The sequence below is a fragment of the Clostridium sp. LXY-7 genome (assembly GCF_056172015.1).
In genome coordinates, this window is sequence record NZ_JBLLJL010000005.1 from 283,697 (window position 1) to 302,993 (window position 19,297).

Below are 19,297 nucleotides of genomic sequence, written 5' to 3' on the forward strand. Positions count from 1 at the left end.
TTAATCTTCCTTTCTATTATTGAATCTAAATATTATTTTTTCTCCATGAACAGTTTCTCCACAGATTTCCTCATAATTATTACCTGTATAGGTACCAACTGTTCTTCTCCAATATTTCTGTCCTCTTATATTCTCCTCTAGATGGTTAGTAAATAATTCCCATCTTCCTAAAAATCTATCAAATACTTGCTTCGCCGCTATTTCTGCTACCTTTTTACCTCTATAATTTCTTAGTATAAAAAATTCATTTACATAGTAGTCAGTTTCCTGTGATACATAGGGCTTAGTTGCAACTAACATAAATCCTGCTGGTTTTTCATCCACCATTATAATATATGGAAATAATATATTGGGTTTCTCAAACCATATATTTTGAATCTCATATTGGTCTATTAAGGTTTTAACAGGTTCATCTTCATATATTCCATATTCATTAGGCAAATTTCCATAATGCTCTGATAAATCATATAGATATAGTGGATAAAAGTTTTTAATTATATTTTCATTTTCTTTATTAGCTAAAATTGTTTCAACTCTCATTTTTTCACCCTTCCTCCATAACTAAATTACTTAATTATATCCTGGTATTTTAATTAAAGTAATCCTAATTTAAATTGGTCATTAATCATTTCCCCTAAATATATATTCTATAATTTATGTTAATTACCTTTTTATACTATAAGCTTAAAAATTCAAAGATCTTGTGAAAGTTTTCCATAGCCTTTAAATAATCAATGACAAAATCCCATACCTAGATATAATCCCTAATGGCTGTTCTATCTCTAGTAATCCATTTTATACCTGTTATTTCAAAATATTTTGAGTCTATTAAGAAGTAATAATATGAAGTCTAATTTTAAAATTGGCTTTATTTTAATATAGTGTTGATAATGAACTACATATTATTGCGAAGCAAACCATTTGCAGAAAGCTTAGATTTACTTAGGCTGTATGAAAGTGAAAAGCGTTAAGAAATACAACTTGTTCGAGAGAATCGAGTTGTTGTATTTTAGCTTTTTACTTGAATAGGGCCCTAGTGAATCAAGCTTTCGAAACGGTTTGTGAGTAATAATATGTAGTTCTAAAATCAACAATCATTTAAAACAAAGTCTAAAATAAATGTTATTATTAATTCTATTTCTTTATGAAATCTTTAAAATTTCCATTTATAATCAATCTCAAGATTAAGTCATCTAAGGATATGGCTGCAACTAGTTCTAATTAGATGCTCAGTTTACAGTCATAAATTTTATATTTTGGGAGGTTATTTATATGAATTCATCACAATTAAAATTATTAGCCATGATAACCATGCTCCTAGATCATATAGCATGGGTACTATTTCCACAAATAAAGATTTTTCATATTCTAGGCAAACTAGCCTTTCCTATATTTTGTTACATGATATCTGAGGGTTATTTGAAGACAAGAGATAAGAAGAAATATTTAATAAGACTACTAGGTATAGCTTTAATTTCACAATTACCTTTTTCAATGACCTTTAAACTTGCCTTTGGGGAATATTTTTCTGCTCTAAATACTATATTTGATTTAGTTTTAGGACTTATTGCAATTTGGTTATATGATAATAGTAAAAGTAAATACAAAATTTTATATGTTTGGATTCTTTCAATATTGGGTTTAGTATTAGCCATAGATGGAGATTTCACCGGAGTATGGATGATTTATTTCTTCTATAAATATCATGATGACTTTAACAAGATGGGGAAAAGGATAGTAATGATTGTTTTTATATCCACAGGTGTGTATATTCTTCAAATGATAATTATGGGTATTACAGCCCAAGCTCCAGTAAATATAATAATTTCATATCTGTTTAGTGCTAATATATTCGATGGATTACTAGCTATATTTGCTCTAATACCAATTAAATTCTACAATGGATTAAAGGGTAGAAATGTTAAATGGTTATTCTATCTTTTCTATCCAGCTCATCTACTTGCTATATATTCTATAAAAGTATTCTTAATGTAACTGCTAGAAATATTTTTTATAGCAAAACAGTATGAAAGCTTTCTAAAGTTTCATACTGTTTTTATTTAAGGTTATGTTTTAAAACAGTATAGATAATTTAATGTTTATTTGTTTTGACACCCTCAACAAATCCTATTGAATAATCTGCTATTTTACTATATTCCAAAATTATATTGATTTAAATTTAATATTATTCTTATAAATAATATTATTAAGTTATATTTTATTGTTTTATTAAAAAATATCCATAAATTATATATATGATTGTTAATATATATAATTTAACACATTAATCCATTTGTTAATATAGTATAAAGTTTTAATTTGTATTATAATTAGTTGCATAATTATAAAAAAGCAACTTATATAAAGTATATTATTGAATTTAATTCACTTATTTTGCTGGTTTTTGTTGCTATAAAAAAATAATATGAAACTTAAATGGAGGTATGATTATGACGATTAGTATTATGGATGGTGACTTATTGAAAGCTAGAGAGAACATAATCGGCCATCAAGTTAATTGCAAAGGAGTTATGGATAGCGGCATTGCAAAGCAAATTAAAAACAAATATCCAAGAGTATTTTTGGATTATAATAGATTATGTAAAGATTCAAAGCCTAGTATGTTAACGAGTTTTATATTTCCTGATGACCCTAGTAAACTCTTAGGTACGTGTCAAATACTGGCTTGTGAAGATGGTAAATATGTTGCAAATATTTTTGGCCAGGATGACTTTGGTGTTGATAAATGCTACACTAACTATGAATCTCTACGAAATTCTCTACAAGACCTTTGTAACTTTGCTAAGAAAAATAACTTTTCAGTAGCTTTACCCTTTAATCTTGGATGTCATAGAGGTGGAGGAGATTGGAACACTATCGTAGTTATGTTAGATAGCATTTTTGATGATAGTGGAGTTGATATAACCTTATATAGATTTCAGCAATAACTAAGTTTCTTAAGTAGTAATCTAGAAAATTAAGTCCTATTTAAAAGCTTTTAGTACAAGCTCAACTCCCTATGAGTTGAAGTTAATACATAAACCTTAAAATAGCCTCCATTTTAAATTGAGGCTATTTTCACTAACTGCTTCTACTATCCCACCTATTTAACCAATACATAAACCCACTGGCAATTACTCCAATTCCAAAGCACATCACCCATAGGTTAAACAATCCAAACCTCTCTATAAATCCTCCAAATAAATAAGGTCCTACAGCAAATCCAGCTCCTGAAATAATAGTAACTACTGTATTAAATCTTCCTCTATGACTCATTGGTGAATTATTTGCAATATACACTCCTGAGTTAGTAGCCTCAATTATTTCACCTATAGTATATATAACTGCCGATATTATATATATCCAAAATGCATTAGCGAATCCTAACATTCCAAAGCCTATTGCATACAGCATGCTAGCTATCCCTACTGCAACTACTGCCTTAAGTTTCATGGTAACCTTTGTAATAGCTATTGTCCCAGCTACCACTACTAAAGCATTTAATGACATTAGAACGCCAAAATACTTTGAACCTAGTCCATCTCCAAAGGTATTGGCTAATTGAATAGGTATTGCAAAACCAATGGTTGAATAAATAAAGGTATTTAATAGCTTCCCAAATAAAAATAATAACAGCTTTGGTCTTTTAATTAGTGCATTAAATACACTTCCACTCTCTGCTGCTTCTTCATCCTCTATGTTCTTACTGTCTTCAATATCCTTGTCACTAGGTTTAGTTTCTTCAATAAATAATGCCACCATTATTGTTACAATTATAAGCGATATAATATTGCCTAAAAATATCCAATTCGTATGGTTTTCATATAAAAATCCAGCTATCATTGGCCCTATAGAAAAACCTATATTAGTTCCAAAATACAAAAAGGAATATACCTGTTTTCTATTATCTTTATCCGTCAAATCTATTATTATGGCTGAATTAACTGTTTGGGATGCTCCTGAAAACATTCCATATAATATAATAAATCTTGGTATTAGCAATGAATTCCCTAAAAATACACATGGTATAAAACATAGTATTGCTAGCACTTGAAAACTTAAAAATAGCTTCTTACGTCCCAATCTATCTGTCAATTTTCCTCCAATAATAGAACCCACTGCCTGAGCAAGAGCTGACATCATGAAATACACTCCCGCTTCTGTTGGAGAAAGACCTAATCTTTCTGTTAAGAATAGTGTTAAAAATGGGAAAACAAAATTTCCCATACTATTTACTATACGTGCTATGAATAATATGTATATTGACTTTGAGAATCCAGAGTAAACCTTTAACTTTTTCATTAAATTCATAACAATACCTCTTTTTCTTAGTAAAATTTCTATATAAAGATATTCTATGAATTGTATAAATTTCCTTTTTATTATAGCTACTAATAAATCTAATTTTTCAATATATTGAACATTTTTTAATATTTATAAAATTTACCTTGACTTCTATTCATAAATCATCTATACTTATAACATAGGTTAAGGAAATTACTTAACAACTTAATATCGCGGGATGGAGCAGTTGGTAGCTCGTTGGGCTCATAACCCAAAGGTCGTAGGTTCAAGTCCTGCTCCCGCAACCAAAAAAACATTCTAATATTTAGAATGTTTTTTGTTTTATTTCTCTAGCCAATCCCAAAATTTAATGGTTCCTCTAAAGGCAATATTTATTCCATTATCTGTAGTGGTAACCTTTTTTACCTCTAATTGCTTAATGGCATCAAAGGAAATAATTATGTCTCCATTATTCTTATCAAATTCTATTATAGATGTATCAACACTTTGATTAAAAATCATTTTCTTTGAAATAGGTATAAATCCAATCCTACCCTCTTTATAATGGAAAATTCCCTTTCCATTTTTAGCCCTACAACTAAAAACAAGTTTCGCTTCTACGGGTATTTTCTTATAATTAATCCGAAAATATAAATTTATATAGTCTTTATCAGTATAAACTCCTACCCCTGTTATAATCTCCTTCAGTTCTGGCATATCTTTTATGGCACTAATAAATAAATCCTCCAGTTCCTCTTCGGTAAATATAGTATCTGATTCTACATATACTTCCTTAAGAGAAATATCAAAGTCATTTGGTAAAAACTTTTTTAACAGATTTTTTCTATCTAATTTAATCTCCTTATTTATATAAGCAACCTTTGTCTTAGGTGCAAAGCTTAAATAATAAACTCCTGCAACAATTTGAATAATTACTATTGATAAGACTATTGCACTGGCTATGTATAATTTATGTTTTCTGCTAATGGCTATCACCTTCTTTTAGATATATAATCATTATTATATTCAAAATTCTTATAAAAAAACAAATTATTTATGAAAGTAAAAAACAAAAATCACCCTAATCTTTAGGATGATTTTTGCCTTTGTTTTATATTAATCTTATAGATCGTTTCTCCATAACCCATGTAAATTACAATACTCTCTTACTGCAATAACTTTATCATAATCTACACAGAAACATGCCTCTGGAGTATCTCCTGGATTTAAGTGTGCTCTATATACTTCATTCTCTGTTAAAACTTCTATCCAATTAATCCAGTGCTCTGGTGTCATTGGATGTTGAACTTCTCCAACTTTAACCTTGATTCCTCCATCTACCTTTTCAACTACTGGTAAATGTTTTTCTCCTGCTCCATCTCTTGTTGCTTCATTTTTTAAAGTCATTGGCTTGCCACAGCATACTAAAGTACCACCAGCAGCTCCTACAACTTCAACTATGTTACCACAGATCTCACATTTATAGATTTCATTTAATTTTGTCATTATTATTTCCTCCTCTATAATTTTAGTTTAACAAGTCATCTAATTTGTTACCTATATTTACTATTATATATATTTGTGCAATGAAATGGAATAGTTCCATACTGTGTATTAACACTTTATTAACTATATATACTCACCCTTTAGCATTGAAAATATACACATAGAATAATATTTCCCATCTATTTTTTTACACTCCCTTAAGGTTCCTTCTTTGATAAAACCCTCGGATTCATAAAGCTTAATTCCTCGTAAATTATAATCATATACATCTAGCCATAATCTATGACATCTCAATACTTCAAAACAAAATTTTTTAGTTAACTTAATACTTTTTCTACCAAAACCCATCCCCTTAGCCTGTATAACAATTCTTGTTAGGTCTATAACCTCATCCTCACTATTAATTCCGTGAAGTAACATATAACCAACTATATTTAAGGAGTCCGTTTTTCTAATAGTAATATGCATCCATTCATTAGATTCTATAGCATCTATATGTTTTTCTTTTGTCCAATTATAAACATATTTTGAGTTCTCTTTATCTCTTTCCATAGTGATAATATCATCTAAATCCTGTGGTTCTGTTAATGAAAATAACAATTCACCTTCTTGTATTAATATCTCCACAAAATCCCCTCCATTACCTATATTTTTTATAATAGTTTTCTAAAAAATATTGATTGTGGTCCTTATTATCTCTTTCACATTTCACAAGTCTTTTAAATCTATAACACTATTAAAATGTATACCCTGAAATCCTAGTTTCTTTGCAGCCTCCACATTTGCTGCTGTATCATCGATAAAAACTGACTCCTCTGGATTTAAGTTATACTTCTCTACTAGTCTTACATAAATCTCTTCTTCAGGTTTTAGCAATTTTTCTTCATAAGATACGACTCCTCCATCAAATACTTTCAAAAAATCATATCTTTTAGCGATGTTCTCAAAAGCTAACATATGAAAGTTAGATAAATAGTAAATGTTGTATCCCATAACCTTTAATTTCTTTAAAACTTCTACTACCTCCTCAATAGGAGTAAGCATTTCATACCAATTGTCCATAGTTAGCTTTATAAATTTAGCATTTTCCTCATTTCTACTACATATTCTACTTATAGCTTCTGCTTCAGTAATTCCTCCTCTATCAAGCATTATCCATTCTTCACTTGAAAATATTTCTTTTTGAATCTTTTGAATCACAACCTCGTTATCAAACTTTCCTCGTAAATATTCCAAAGGATTAAATTTGAATAATACATTACCCAAGTCAAAAATAATATTTTTAATCATCATTGCCTCCTATGTAAAATAATGGACGCGCCCTGGGGTCACCCCATTATTTGGGATAAAATTAGATTTAGTTTGTAATTATGTCATCTACTTTTACATCATAATCTTCCATTGGAATATTGTCTAATATTTGAAAGTTATAAGTAACTGCAAGCTTAAATCCATGTACCTTCTTATTTTGTAGGAACCTATCATAAAAGCCTCCTCCATAGCCAATTCTTCCACCATCTCTATCAAAAGCAACTCCTGGCATTAGGATTAAATCTACCTCTTCTCCTTTAACTTCAACACAATAGTTTTTGGGCTCTTGAATTCCAAAATACCCTGTTTCTAAATCTTCAAAACTATTTATTTTAAAAATCTTCATTCCCTCAGTCTTTGAAGTTATTTTTGGCACACATATAGTCTTTCCTGATTTTATAGCATGATTTATAAACTTATGTGTATCAACTTCATTATCATAACTTACATAGGCAAAGATTACAGAAGCATTCTTATAGACCTCTCTATTAATTAATTCTTCAAAGATTTTCTCATCCCATTTAAGTTTTTCCTCCAGCGAAATCTTTCCACGTTTCTCTAAAATCTCACTTCTTATAAATTTCTTTTCTTGTTTGCTCATAAATTCTATCCCACCTACCGTAAAATAGTTTATTATCAAATATACTCACTTAATTTTATTATACTTGTCCATTTTAAAATTGCTAGAGACTATAAATTAATCAAGTGTTTTTTTCATGAAGTAAAATCTTCCATTATCTCCATTACAAATGAATTTAAATTCTTCAAAGTGTTTTTTATACCCTGTATGAGCTTTTTCTGCTATATCTTTTACACCAACTTTTTCTATGTAATCTTGAAAAACTGGAATTGCATATAATATTTCTACCTTGTCTGAAATACAACTTTCAATAACTTTGTCTAATAGCTTCTTTACAATTCCTTTTTTTCTATGTTCACTTTTAATATAAAAACAAGATATGATTCTTGCTTTTATACTATCTTCTATATTTAATAGACTTTTTAAATATGGTGAATCCTCTGGTGATACACACTGGCACCATGCAATAGGCTCCCCTTCTTGATAATAAATATAGCCATCGCAAGTTTTCTTCACTAGCTTTTCTCTGAACCTTTTAGCATCAGTAGCAGTTATATCACCCCATCGCAATGACTCTTCATGGGCCCTTAAAAAATAGGTACACTGACAACTCTCACATTTATCTCCTTGAAAAAGCTTGAAAAAATCCTCTAAGTTTTTGTTACATATTTTTTCTACATAATTACCTTTCATACTTAATCCTCCCTAAATATACCTTACGAAAAATTGGTATCTCTTTTAAAATTATACCTTATAATACCATAATAACCCATAAATATAACTATTCCTTGAAAAAAGCTAAGGAGTTATTCCTTAAGTGAATTAACTCCTTAGCACTTTTAAAATATTCAATTATATTTTTTTAATCTTCCTATATCCAACCACACAAGCTCCTATAGCTCCTGCAAACTGAGATAGTGGATCAGTATTCACCTTTATATTTAAATACTCTTCCATAGTATCCTTAAATATTTTGAAATTAGCAAGTCCTCCACTAAAGAAGATTTCTTCTTGAAGGTTAAGCTTTTGAGCAAAACATGAGGTCCTTCTACAAATAGATTGAATTATTCCTAAGGCTATATCTCCCTTATCCGCTCCCTTTGCAAGTAAACTAACTATCTCACTTTCAGCAAAAACGGTACACATGCTACTTATATTTATTGGAGATTTATTTTCCACGAATCTATCTATATTGCTTATGTCTTCTTCTAATATTCTCATCATAACCTCTATGAATCTTCCCGTTCCTGCTGCACATTTATCATTCATTATAAAATCTACTACATTGAGCCCATTGTCTAATAGAATAGCTTTACTATCTTGACCTCCTAGGTCGATTACAGCCCTTGTATTTTTATTTAAAAAGGCAGCTCCTTGAGCATGACAAGTGATTTCTGTAATCTTCTTATCAGCTTCTCCAAGTAAGTCCCTTCCATAACCTGTGGCTACTGTAAAAGCTACATCTTTTGAATAAAGCTGGTTATATAGCTTGTATATACTTTCCTTAGGATTTGCAGAGGTAGGTATAATAGCAGTTTTTACTATTTCTTTACCGTCAAATAGTGCAGCTTTAGTTGTTGTAGATCCTGAATCTATACCTAAACTATACATACAATTACCTATAGCATTTCTATAAATGCAGCCATTCTTGTATTAAGTTGTCCTATATCAGATGTGGAGTAATCAGTTTCCACGCTCATATAAGGGATTTTTTTATCGTTATTTACAAATCTTTTTATTTGTAAAGTTTCCACATTATAAGTATGACAAGCTTGTAAAATTACATCTACTACTGCATCTACTTTATATTCTTCTATCATTTTATCTAATAATTTTATACGATTAGGGTTAGGAGTCATACAAGAACATCCTATGTTTAAATATTTGCGAGCAAGTGCATCATAAACATCATCACAATTTTCATCTACTAATTCATCTATAGCTTTAGCTCCACTACAGTTCTCAAAAGCAACTACATGAGCGCCATTATCTTCAATAGCCTTGATAACCTTTTCAGTAGCTCCTCCTATAGGACATCCTGTAATAAGTATACGTGGTTTAGATTCATATTTTTTCTCTACTTCATATTCAGCTTTTATTCTATCTATAAGTGGATAGATTTCATTAGGAACTTCTGATTTATCAAACTTAAAGGTAGTTCCATATAATACCTTAAACATATCTTGTCCTAACATTGGAACTGGATCTAATTTACCTAGTTCATAGAAACTCTTTAGAGCCTTTCTTTCTTCATTTTTCACTTTTATACTTTCTCTTACAGCCTCTTCAGTTATTTTAGTTCCAAATTTCTCCTCTAATACTTCCTTAAATCTTATTATTTCACTTTTCCATAATTTTAAGCTTTCAGCTCCTTGAGTGTTAGGTAATTCCATAACATGTACAGGCTTAAATTCTCCTAGATACTCATACATTTTTTTCTTTCCATCACAAGTAGTTTCACCTACAACTAAATCAGAAAAATAGAAGAATGGACACTTGTCAGTTTTACCAAACCCATAGCTTGATTTTATAAGAGGGCATAGGTTACGAGGTAAATCCTTCTCTGCTTCTGCTATAGTTTCATCAGAAGTTGAACAAAGAGACACTACAGATGCTCCCATAGCTAATGGTAATTCCTGTGGCATGTATGTACAGAAAACTCCAACTAGAGGTATGTTCTTATCTTTTAATTCCTTTGCTTTTATGAAAGAGTTTCTTCTAGCTTCTGCAAAATCATTAAATATCTCAGGTAAATCTTTTCTTATTTCCATATTAATTCTCCTATCTGTAAATAAATTTATTATCTGTATAAGATTATACAGACAAATAAGCGATTATTATTAATCATAGGAACTTACTATATATGAGTCATCAACTATTTAGATTTCAAATTTATATTTATTCAAAAAATAAAATTTTTCCCAAGATGTTTGCTATAAAGATTATATAATAGAAATAGAAAGATTTTTAATGTTTATCTTAAGGAGGAGCGAAACATATGAAATACAATTTTGATAAAAAGGTAGATAGGAAAAATAGCAATTGTATTAAGTGGGATCTTTGTACTAAGTCTTATGGCGATGATGACCTTATTCCTATGTGGGTGGCTGACATGGATTTTGAGGTTGTTCCTGAAATAGTTGAAGCTATAGAAAAAAGAATTAAACATGGAGTTTTTGGATATTCCTATACACCAGATTCTTATTATGAAGCAGCTATAGCTTGGTTCGAAAAGAGATTTAATTGGAAAATTAAAAAAGAGTGGATTAAACTTACACCTGGTGTTGTACCTGGAATTAATAGTTTAATTGCAGCTTTTACTAAACCTGGTGACGAAGTTATTCTTCAAACTCCAGTATATCATCCCTTCTATACCTTAGTAAAAAACAATGGATGTCACGTAATAGAAAATCCTCTAATTTTTAAGGATGAAAAATACGAAATGGATTTTCAAAATCTTGAAAAAATTATAACTAGGAAAACTAGACTGCTGATACTTTGCAGCCCACATAACCCGGTAGGAAGAGTTTGGACAAAAGAAGAGTTAACAAAGCTAGGTGAAATTTGTATAAAGCATAATATCCTAGTGATATCTGACGAGATTCATGCTGATATAGTGTACAAGCCACATGAACATACTGTATTCTCAGCTATAAATGAAGATTTTAGTCAGAACTCCATAATATGTACAGCACCAAATAAAACCTTCAATATTGCTGGTCTTGAAACAGCTAATATGATTATAAAAAATGAAAAACTAAGAAGAGAATTTGAAATTCAATTAGATAAGCATTGTGTTCAAGGTCTTAATTTACTTGGTGTAGTAGCTCAAGAAGCAGCCTATACTCATGGAGAACAGTGGTACCAAGAGCTTATGGAATATTTAGCTGGAAACATAGAGTTCACATTAAACTTCATTAAAGAAAGAATTCCTAAAATAAGAGTTATAGAGCCAGAAGGAACCTATTTATTATGGCTAGATTGTTCGGCTCTAAATCTTAATTCTGAGGAATTAAATAGCTTTTTCATGAATAAATGCAAGGTTTGGTTAAATGATGGAGCTATGTTTGGAACAAAGGGACAATTATTCCAAAGGATGAATTTAGGTACTAGAAGAGAGCTAATTAAAGAAGCACTAGAGAGAATTGAGGAAGAAGTAAATAAAATTTAGTTTAAATATAAAAAACCAAGTTAGACGAATATGTCTAACTTGGTTTTTTTCAATTAGATTGCTAGCTCTCCATATATAGTGTGTTTTAAAGATATGACCTCTCCATCATTATTAATCTCTCCAATAACTCCATGAAGTACTTCAGTGCTACCAGGATTTATAGAAATAGTATTTCCAATATGCTGAGCCCATTTCTGCGACATAGTAGGCGCTTCATGAATATGTCCATGTAATGTTAATATTGGTTGTACTTCTTCAATGGTTTTACGTATTGCCCTGCTTCCACTATATACATTTTCATAATTCATATCTAAAATTCCTCCATAGGGTGGTGCATGCATCACCCATATGGATTTTTTTTCATTGATTATTTTTAAATCTTCTTCAATACTTGGTAAGTTATTTAAAAAATAACTGTTTACTGAGTCTAGCTGGTCATTTTCATTAGATAGAAAGCACGGAAAATCCGAGACATTATAATCGTCAATTAAGTCCCTTCTTTCCCAATCTTTAATTTTAAAGGGACTAGGTTGAATATATTCATATCCAATGAATTTAATATCATTTATAATTGTACCTGAAAGATTAAGAATATTTATTAAACCACATTTCTGCATTTCATGTAGATATTCTACCGCTATAGGTCTATCACAATTTCCTGAAATAATATACACTGGAATATTAATTATTTTAATAAATTCCTCTAAATATACTTTTGCAAATTCTAGTTGCGGTTTAGCACTAGACGAATAAGCAAATATATCCCCTCCAATAATAAGTATATCTGGCTTAGTGTTAAATATTAATTCTTTCAAACTATTATAAAGCTCCTTATTGCCGTGTAAATCACATACATATATAAATTTCATGAATATCTTCACCTTTCACATGTTTAAGCATAAATATTACTCAATCACATATTATTCTATCTCATATAAATTTAAAACTATTCACATTACCATCTAATATTAATCAACCATTGTGGATAATAATGCAAATCTTCTGATATCTTGAGCTTGTACAACCTTAAATCCTGTATTTTTATATAACTTTAATGCCTTTTCATTACTAGCTAATGCATTTAAATTTACAGCAGTACTCTCTTGTTCTAATCCCCTATTTACTGTGAACTCTAATATTTTTTTACCATAGCTTTGCTTTTGATAATTTACATTGACAAATAATAGATCTATTTCAGCATCTTTAACCATTGATGCTCCAATCATCTCATTATTTCCAAAGAATAAATATATATATTCTCTATTCTCTAAAGTCCATTTTCGAGCATCTTCTATGTTCTCTTTACTTGCACCTAAATACCAATTATAGGGTTTAATATCATGTTCACTTCTTAAACTCGAAAAAGCTTCACTTTCAAGTCTTATTTTATCATGGAAATACTTATCCTCATATTTCACTATTTGTAAATCAGATTCTTGAAATTTAGGTCCTGTATAAGTAAATCTATATACAGAATACCAATATTCAAAGCCAATTTCATTGAAAAATTTTTGCCATTGCAAGTTATCCTTTACATGATAAACATTAACACTAGTTACACCTTTCTCCTTAAGAAAACTCACTCCCTCTTCCCAGAGCTTTAACCCCACAGGCATTATTAATTCATCATTTGCAGCTCCCATTTCTATAGAGCCTTCATATCCATTAATCATTAATCTTATAAATCCTTGTATTCCATTATCTTCATATACTAAAATCTTAGCTGCATTTCTTAAGCTTTCAACCTCCGCTGGCATGGCCTTATATTCTAAGGTATAGATTTTAATAATTTCATCAATGTCCTCTTTCTTATAATCTCTAATCATATTCATTCTCCTTTTCATTAAATTTAAATATAAAAAGGCTGTAAAAGATTACTCTCTTACAGCCTAAAAATCAATGTTAATAAAAATTCTTATAGTGATATTATCTAGATATAATTGTACACCAAAATAATATCTAGTAATAAACTATAGAACTTTAATAATTATTAATTTACTAATGTAAGTTATCTTTTCAATCACTAATTTTATAAAAAAGCACAACAAAAACACCTATATAAGGTAATAAAATCTCTTTTATAAATTCTATTAATTTAAAATTAATATTAGCAATTGACTAGTTTCATAACTTACATACCTCCAAAATACATATTAAAGTTATATTACTATATATATTTATAAAAGTAAATATATTCATATTTACTCTTTTATATGTAAGTTTCAATAATGAAACTACATAATACAAATAGGCTTTTTTTTATAGTTTATTTGAATTGAACTTCATATTATTGCTGAGAATACCATTTGCAGAAATCTTAGATTTACTTGGGCTATATGAAAGTAAAAAGCGTTAAGAAAGACAACTTGTTCGAGTGAAGCGAGTTGTTGTCTTTTAGCTTTTTGCTTGAATAGAGCCTTAGTGAATCAAGGTTTCGAAACGGTTGAACAGTAATAATATGAAGTTCTATTTAATTTTTATGATATAGCTATTTGTATAATGTATAAACTTAATTGGAACTTATATATTATGACTTTTTACTTTTCCTTTTTTATATTCTTCATCGATTTAATATATTTCACCTTTTCACTAATGTTCTTTTCTAATCCTTGATTTGAAGGAGTATAATATTCTCTTCCCACCAAATTATCTGGTAGACATTGCATAGAGGTCACTTTTTCATCAAAATCATGAGCATATTTATACCCTTTGCCGTAACCTAACTCACTCATTAATTTAGTAACATCATTTCTTAAATGAAGAGGCACTCCTTCGCATTTCATATCATGTATATCCTTTTTAGCCTTTTCATATCCAACATAAAGCGCATTTGATTTAGGTGCTAATGCCATATAAACCACTGCTTGAGCTAAATTCACAGTACATTCAGACATACCAATATAATGCGCCGCATTGTAGGCAGCAATGGCGATTTCTAAGGCCTTTGGATCTGCCATTCCAATATCTTCAGAGGCAAATCTTATAATTCTTCTCCCAACATAAAGTGGATCTTCCCCTGCTTCTAGCATCCTGGCAAGCCAATAAATAGAAGCATCACAGTCGCTATTTCTCATAGATTTATGTAGTGCTGATATAAGGTTATAATGTTCTTCCCCACCTTTGTCATACAATATACTTCTCTTATTTATACATTGTTCCACAGCGTTTTTATCAATTTTGACCATATTTCTTTCCTTAGATGAGGTTGCCACTACCATTTCAAGTATGTTAAGAGCAGTCCTAGCATCACCATTGGAATATACCCCAATGATTTCTAATGCATTATCTATTATTTTTATATCCAGTCCAGGGAAACCCCTTTCATCCATAATAGCATTTTTAAGTAGAGTTACAATATCTTTAGTATCTAAAGGTTGTAATACGAAAACTCTACATCTTGACAATAATGCCGAATTCACTTCAAAGGAAGGATTTTCAGTGGTGGCTCCTATTAAAATAATATCTCCTTTTTCAACGGACGGCAAAAATACATCCTGTTGACTTTTATTAAATCTATGTATCTCATCTATAAATACTATGGTTCTAATCCCCATCATCTTTTTACGCTCTGCAGTAACCATGACCTCTTTTATCTCTTTTGTGCTAGTTGTCACTGCACTAAAAGTTATAAACTCTGCCTTTGTAAGAGTTGCTATAATCATAGCAAGAGTGGTTTTCCCTACTCCTGGAGGTCCCCAAAATATCATAGAGGTAATACTATCGGATATAATTAAGTGTCTAAGCATTTTGCCTTTATCTAAAAGGTGTCTCTGTCCAACATATTCTTCTAGATTTCTAGGTCTTACTCTATGTGCCAAGGGGGTATTAGTTTTTATTTCGTCAAAAATAGAACCTTGAAAATTATCCATATAATCCTCTCCATTTTTTCATGTACTGTTATTTTTGCTATTTTGATAAATCATTATTTTTTATTGCTTCTTCCACTGGCTTAGGAACATAATTCGAAATATCTTTATTATATTTATGAAGTTCCATAACCATAGATGAACTTACATGACTAAGGTTTCCAGCCCTAATATATATGGTCTTAAGTCCAAAAGATTCATTGATCTTCGCTAAGCTTTCCTCATATTCATAGTCAATACCATTCCGTATACCACGAACAAGGTACTTAATATTTTTCTTTTCTGCAAGGTCTAAAATTAACCCTTGAAGTCTTACTACAGTAATTTTATTTGTGGGAAACAACTCATCAATGGTCTCTTGTATAGCCTTAACCATTATTTCTGCATCTACCCTACGACTTTTGTCCGGATTATCCGCAATTGCTACAATCACTCTATGAAATAAGCAATTAGCCTCCTCTAATACATTAAGATGTCCAATGGTAAATGGATCAAAAGATCCTGCATATATTGCTGTTGTCATATTTATTTATCTCCTTAGTTTAATATTAGATTTTATTTCATCTCCTATTTGAGTTTTTTTACTAAGATTATTTCTTCCTTATTATTAAGATTATTATCTTTATATATCAACTTAATTGTACCATTTAGTACATAATCTCTCAATTATTTCAATTAACTAGCTCCTTAAAAATTGATTCTACTCATATAGGATCTACTTTTCTAACCTTGAATTCTTATTTCTCCATTATGTAAAGCTATATTGACAAAGATAAAATATTTGTTATAATGTAATCAATTGAATATTGCTTAGTATTTTCAATCACCGGATTGAGATACTTACATGAAGCGTTAGGGTGTTATATCGTTAGGTCTTAGGATATACAGACCTAGCGATTTTTTATTTTTAGGAGGTATTTAAAATGCAAGTAGAGTCCGTTAATCTTTTAGATAGTAATATTTATAGAACCTTTTTTAAATATGTTTCACTAAATGTCCTTAGTATGCTTGGATTATCACTTTATATCCTAGCAGATACATTTTTCGTTGCAAATGGAGTTGGAAGCAATGGCTTAGTTTCCTTGAATTTAGTTCTTCCTATCTATAGCTTTATAAATGGTATAGGTCTTTTACTTGGAATAGGTGGTGCCACTAGATTTTCAATAGCAATTGGAAAAGGACGTGTGGAAAAATATTCACAGATTTTTATGCAAGTAATATATATTGCCTTGGGTATAGGACTCCTTCTTACTTTTATTGGAGTTTTCTTCTCTAAAGATATTGTGAGACTATTAGGTGCTTCTGAGGATATTTTACCCTTAGCTAATACGTACTTAAAAACTATTATGTGCTTTTCCTTGCCTTTCATTGTAAATAATATTCTTGTTTGTTTTGTCAGAAATGACTCCAGTCCTAATCTGGCTATGATGGCAATGATGACAGCTAGTATTAGCAACATAATTCTAGATTATGTCTTTGTTTTTCCAATGAAAATGGGAATGTTCGGTGCAGCCTTTGCTACAGGCTTAGCTCCAATTTTCAGTATGTGTGTACTATCAATACATTTTATGAAAAGAAAAAATAGCTTTAAGTTTATAAAAGCTTCAATATTAAAAACCGAGTTGAAACTAATAATATCCTCAGGTATACCTTCCTTTATTACTGAGTTTTCTTCAGGTATAATCATGCTTATATTTAATATGGTTATCTTAAATATAGTTGGAAACATCGGGGTAGGTGCCTATGGAATAATATCGAATATTGCTTTAGTTTGCGTTGCACTATTTACTGGTATAGGACAAGGTATTCAACCACTTATAAGTGTATTTTATGGTGCTGGTAAAATAAAAAATATAAAAAAAGTATTTTATTGCGCCTGTGCAGTATCTATAATTTTAGGAGTCTTTTTCTATATTCTTGGAGTGCTATATCCAGAAAACATAGTTAGTATTTTTAATAAGGATGGCAATATTCAACTTACAGAAATAGCTGTACAAGGTATCCATATATACTTTATTGCATTTTTAATAATGGGATTAAATATTGTTTCTACCTCATTATTTGCTTGTATTTCAAAGCCAAAGCAAGCCTTTACATTATCAATTTTAAGAGGTTTTGGTGCAATTCTACCCGTAGTTTTGATTTTACCTAAATTTTACGGAATGAATGGCGTGTGGTTTACAGTCCCTATTTCCGAGGCAATAACTTTAATACTTGGATTAGCATTTTTAATTTTATATTTTAAGAAAAACAAAACAGAATAGTTAAAGTAAACCTAAAGTATTTATAGTTTTAATATACAGAGAGGGTTAAATTTCACATAAATTTAACCCTCTTTATACTGTTCGTAATCACTAACTTCCTTTGAAATTTTTTACTACTTTGTTGCATAAATACAATATTGTAAGTTACAATAGAGTTAAATTAGAGTTGAACTAACCCGTAGGTAGTCTAGATGTCCAAACAGTCACTAATTATATTATTTTATTGTTATAACTATATAGTGTTTATCAGTGTTTGTGAGTTTTCACAGAATTGATCTTATTTCTCTTTATCCCTTATATTTAACAATAAGCAAAAGAAATTTATATGAGGTATGTTATGAATAATTATAAAAATAAATCCATTAACAGCTTTAATAATCAAGCTACTAGCTATGATATAGATTCTAATGGTGCTCATGCACGAGGCTTATATTCATTATTAATTGAAAAATTAAATACCCTTAACTTTAATTCAATACTAGATGTTGGATGTGGCACAGGAAACATTTTATCTTTATTGTTATCACAAAATAAAAACATAAAAGCCTTTGGATTAGATATATCAGAAGGTATGCTAAACATTGCTAAAAAAAAGCTTAAGGATAATGCTACCTTAACTATTGGCGATTCAGAACATATGCCCTATGGTGATGAATCCTTCGATGTGATTATATGCACTGATTCTTTTCATCATTATCCTGACCCATCAAAAGTCCTTAAGGAAATGCATAGAGTATTAAAGAAAAGTGGAACTTTGATTATATGTGACTACTATCAATACTTTCCCCCTTTTAGACAACTAATGAATTTATTCATTAAGTTCAGTAAAGATGGAGATGTCAGAATTTATTCTCAAAAGGAAATTTTCAATCTATTAAATCAGAATAATTTTAGAGACCATCGCTGGTATATAATAAATAAAAAAACTTATATGGCTGTTACAATTAAATAACCATTATAAAATTTGTGGTCTTTGATAAACTCTTCTCATATTCATATATTTAATTATAATTCTATTCAATATAATGAGCTAACCCTAAGTAGATAAAGTACTTAGGGTTATTTTTATGAATTCATTGGTAATTGTGTTGTAATTAAACTTAGATATAGATCATGCCATTATCCTTTTATGTTTTTATAAATTTTATCAATTCATAATGTTTTTCTTCAGATATCTTAATTAAAATTTATATACAATCAATTAAATAATTTTATGAATCAATGGGAAAATATGTTATAATTGTACTACTTAATTATTAGTATCTATTGATTCTATTTAAAATTATACGTATATAAAAACAGATTCAAAGTAAAA

The 19,297-nt window shown here is 29.5% G+C and carries 19 protein-coding genes and 1 tRNA gene; 6 read left to right on the plus strand and 14 right to left on the minus strand.

What is annotated here, in order from left to right; all coding sequences use genetic code 11:
* Positions 1 to 540 (minus strand): GNAT family N-acetyltransferase, encoded by a 540-nt coding sequence (locus tag ACI48Q_RS17680; RefSeq protein ID WP_474920438.1) that lies wholly within the window; start codon positions 538 to 540, stop codon positions 1 to 3.
* A 732-nt stretch (positions 541 to 1,272) separates the two neighbouring features.
* On the opposite strand from ACI48Q_RS17680, the gene ACI48Q_RS17685 reads away from it, so the two are divergent.
* On the plus strand, positions 1,273 to 1,995 hold the full coding sequence (locus tag ACI48Q_RS17685) for a TraX family protein (protein ID WP_474920439.1): 723 nt from the start codon (positions 1,273 to 1,275) through the stop codon (positions 1,993 to 1,995).
* A gap of 455 nt (positions 1,996 to 2,450) precedes the next feature.
* On the plus strand, positions 2,451 to 2,948 hold the full coding sequence (locus ACI48Q_RS17690; protein WP_474920440.1) for a macro domain-containing protein: 498 nt from the start codon (positions 2,451 to 2,453) through the stop codon (positions 2,946 to 2,948).
* A gap of 133 nt (positions 2,949 to 3,081) precedes the next feature.
* On the opposite strand, the gene ACI48Q_RS17695 is transcribed toward ACI48Q_RS17690, so the two are convergent.
* Positions 3,082 to 4,311, minus strand: a complete 1,230-nt coding sequence (locus tag ACI48Q_RS17695) for an MDR family MFS transporter (RefSeq protein WP_474920441.1) — start codon at positions 4,309 to 4,311, stop codon at positions 3,082 to 3,084.
* A gap of 205 nt (positions 4,312 to 4,516) precedes the next feature.
* On the opposite strand from ACI48Q_RS17695, the gene ACI48Q_RS17700 reads away from it, so the two are divergent.
* Positions 4,517 to 4,592: transfer RNA gene (locus tag ACI48Q_RS17700), tRNA-Met, on the plus strand.
* A gap of 34 nt (positions 4,593 to 4,626) precedes the next feature.
* Here ACI48Q_RS17700 and ACI48Q_RS17705 read toward each other — a convergent pair.
* The 8 genes from ACI48Q_RS17705 to ACI48Q_RS17740 form a co-directional block, all read right to left on the minus strand.
* Positions 4,627 to 5,280: a hypothetical protein gene (locus ACI48Q_RS17705; RefSeq protein WP_474920442.1), complete on the minus strand. Its 654-nt coding sequence runs from the start codon at positions 5,278 to 5,280 to the stop codon at positions 4,627 to 4,629.
* A gap of 126 nt (positions 5,281 to 5,406) precedes the next feature.
* Positions 5,407 to 5,790: a desulfoferrodoxin gene (locus ACI48Q_RS17710; protein ID WP_474920443.1), complete on the minus strand. Its 384-nt coding sequence runs from the start codon at positions 5,788 to 5,790 to the stop codon at positions 5,407 to 5,409.
* A 123-nt stretch (positions 5,791 to 5,913) separates the two neighbouring features.
* Positions 5,914 to 6,417, minus strand: coding sequence for a GNAT family N-acetyltransferase (locus ACI48Q_RS17715; RefSeq protein WP_474920444.1), 504 nt, complete (start codon positions 6,415 to 6,417; stop codon positions 5,914 to 5,916).
* 81 nt (positions 6,418 to 6,498) lie between these two features.
* Positions 6,499 to 7,080 carry an HAD family hydrolase gene (locus ACI48Q_RS17720; RefSeq protein WP_474920445.1) on the minus strand — a complete coding sequence of 194 codons (582 nt, stop codon included), beginning with the start codon at positions 7,078 to 7,080 and terminating at the stop codon, positions 6,499 to 6,501.
* Positions 7,081 to 7,147: 67 nt separating this feature from the next.
* A complete protein-coding gene (locus ACI48Q_RS17725) occupies positions 7,148 to 7,702 on the minus strand; it encodes a 5-formyltetrahydrofolate cyclo-ligase (RefSeq protein ID WP_474920446.1) in 555 nt (184 codons plus the stop codon).
* A 96-nt stretch (positions 7,703 to 7,798) separates the two neighbouring features.
* Positions 7,799 to 8,374 (minus strand): GNAT family N-acetyltransferase, encoded by a 576-nt coding sequence (locus ACI48Q_RS17730; protein ID WP_474920447.1) that lies wholly within the window; start codon positions 8,372 to 8,374, stop codon positions 7,799 to 7,801.
* A gap of 159 nt (positions 8,375 to 8,533) precedes the next feature.
* On the minus strand, positions 8,534 to 9,292 hold the full coding sequence (locus tag ACI48Q_RS17735) for an acyl-CoA dehydratase activase (RefSeq protein ID WP_474920448.1): 759 nt from the start codon (positions 9,290 to 9,292) through the stop codon (positions 8,534 to 8,536).
* An 8-nt stretch (positions 9,293 to 9,300) separates the two neighbouring features.
* Positions 9,301 to 10,452 (minus strand): double-cubane-cluster-containing anaerobic reductase, encoded by a 1,152-nt coding sequence (locus ACI48Q_RS17740; protein WP_474920449.1) that lies wholly within the window; start codon positions 10,450 to 10,452, stop codon positions 9,301 to 9,303.
* A gap of 227 nt (positions 10,453 to 10,679) precedes the next feature.
* Between ACI48Q_RS17740 and ACI48Q_RS17745 the strand changes: the two genes are divergently transcribed.
* On the plus strand, positions 10,680 to 11,852 hold the full coding sequence (locus tag ACI48Q_RS17745; protein ID WP_474920450.1) for a MalY/PatB family protein: 1,173 nt from the start codon (positions 10,680 to 10,682) through the stop codon (positions 11,850 to 11,852).
* 53 nt (positions 11,853 to 11,905) lie between these two features.
* On the opposite strand, the gene ACI48Q_RS17750 is transcribed toward ACI48Q_RS17745, so the two are convergent.
* The 4 genes from ACI48Q_RS17750 to coaD form a co-directional block, all read right to left on the minus strand.
* On the minus strand, positions 11,906 to 12,721 hold the full coding sequence (locus ACI48Q_RS17750; RefSeq protein ID WP_474920451.1) for a metallophosphoesterase family protein: 816 nt from the start codon (positions 12,719 to 12,721) through the stop codon (positions 11,906 to 11,908).
* Positions 12,722 to 12,820: 99 nt separating this feature from the next.
* The gene (locus tag ACI48Q_RS17755) at positions 12,821 to 13,678 is read right to left on the minus strand and encodes a GNAT family N-acetyltransferase (protein ID WP_474920452.1); all 858 of its coding nucleotides are present in this window, start codon (positions 13,676 to 13,678) and stop codon (positions 12,821 to 12,823) included.
* Positions 13,679 to 14,389: 711 nt separating this feature from the next.
* Positions 14,390 to 15,721 (minus strand): replication-associated recombination protein A, encoded by a 1,332-nt coding sequence (locus tag ACI48Q_RS17760; RefSeq protein WP_474920453.1) that lies wholly within the window; start codon positions 15,719 to 15,721, stop codon positions 14,390 to 14,392.
* A 37-nt stretch (positions 15,722 to 15,758) separates the two neighbouring features.
* Positions 15,759 to 16,241, minus strand: a complete 483-nt coding sequence (gene coaD / locus ACI48Q_RS17765; protein ID WP_474920454.1) for a pantetheine-phosphate adenylyltransferase — start codon at positions 16,239 to 16,241, stop codon at positions 15,759 to 15,761.
* 400 nt (positions 16,242 to 16,641) lie between these two features.
* Here coaD and ACI48Q_RS17770 point away from each other — a divergent pair, with 400 nt between their 5' ends.
* Together ACI48Q_RS17770 and ACI48Q_RS17775 are read left to right on the plus strand one after the other, a co-directional pair.
* A complete protein-coding gene (locus ACI48Q_RS17770) occupies positions 16,642 to 17,982 on the plus strand; it encodes an MATE family efflux transporter (RefSeq protein ID WP_474920455.1) in 1,341 nt (446 codons plus the stop codon).
* A 337-nt stretch (positions 17,983 to 18,319) separates the two neighbouring features.
* A complete protein-coding gene (locus ACI48Q_RS17775; RefSeq protein WP_474920456.1) occupies positions 18,320 to 18,934 on the plus strand; it encodes a class I SAM-dependent methyltransferase in 615 nt (204 codons plus the stop codon).
* Positions 18,935 to 19,297: the final 363 nt, after the last annotated feature.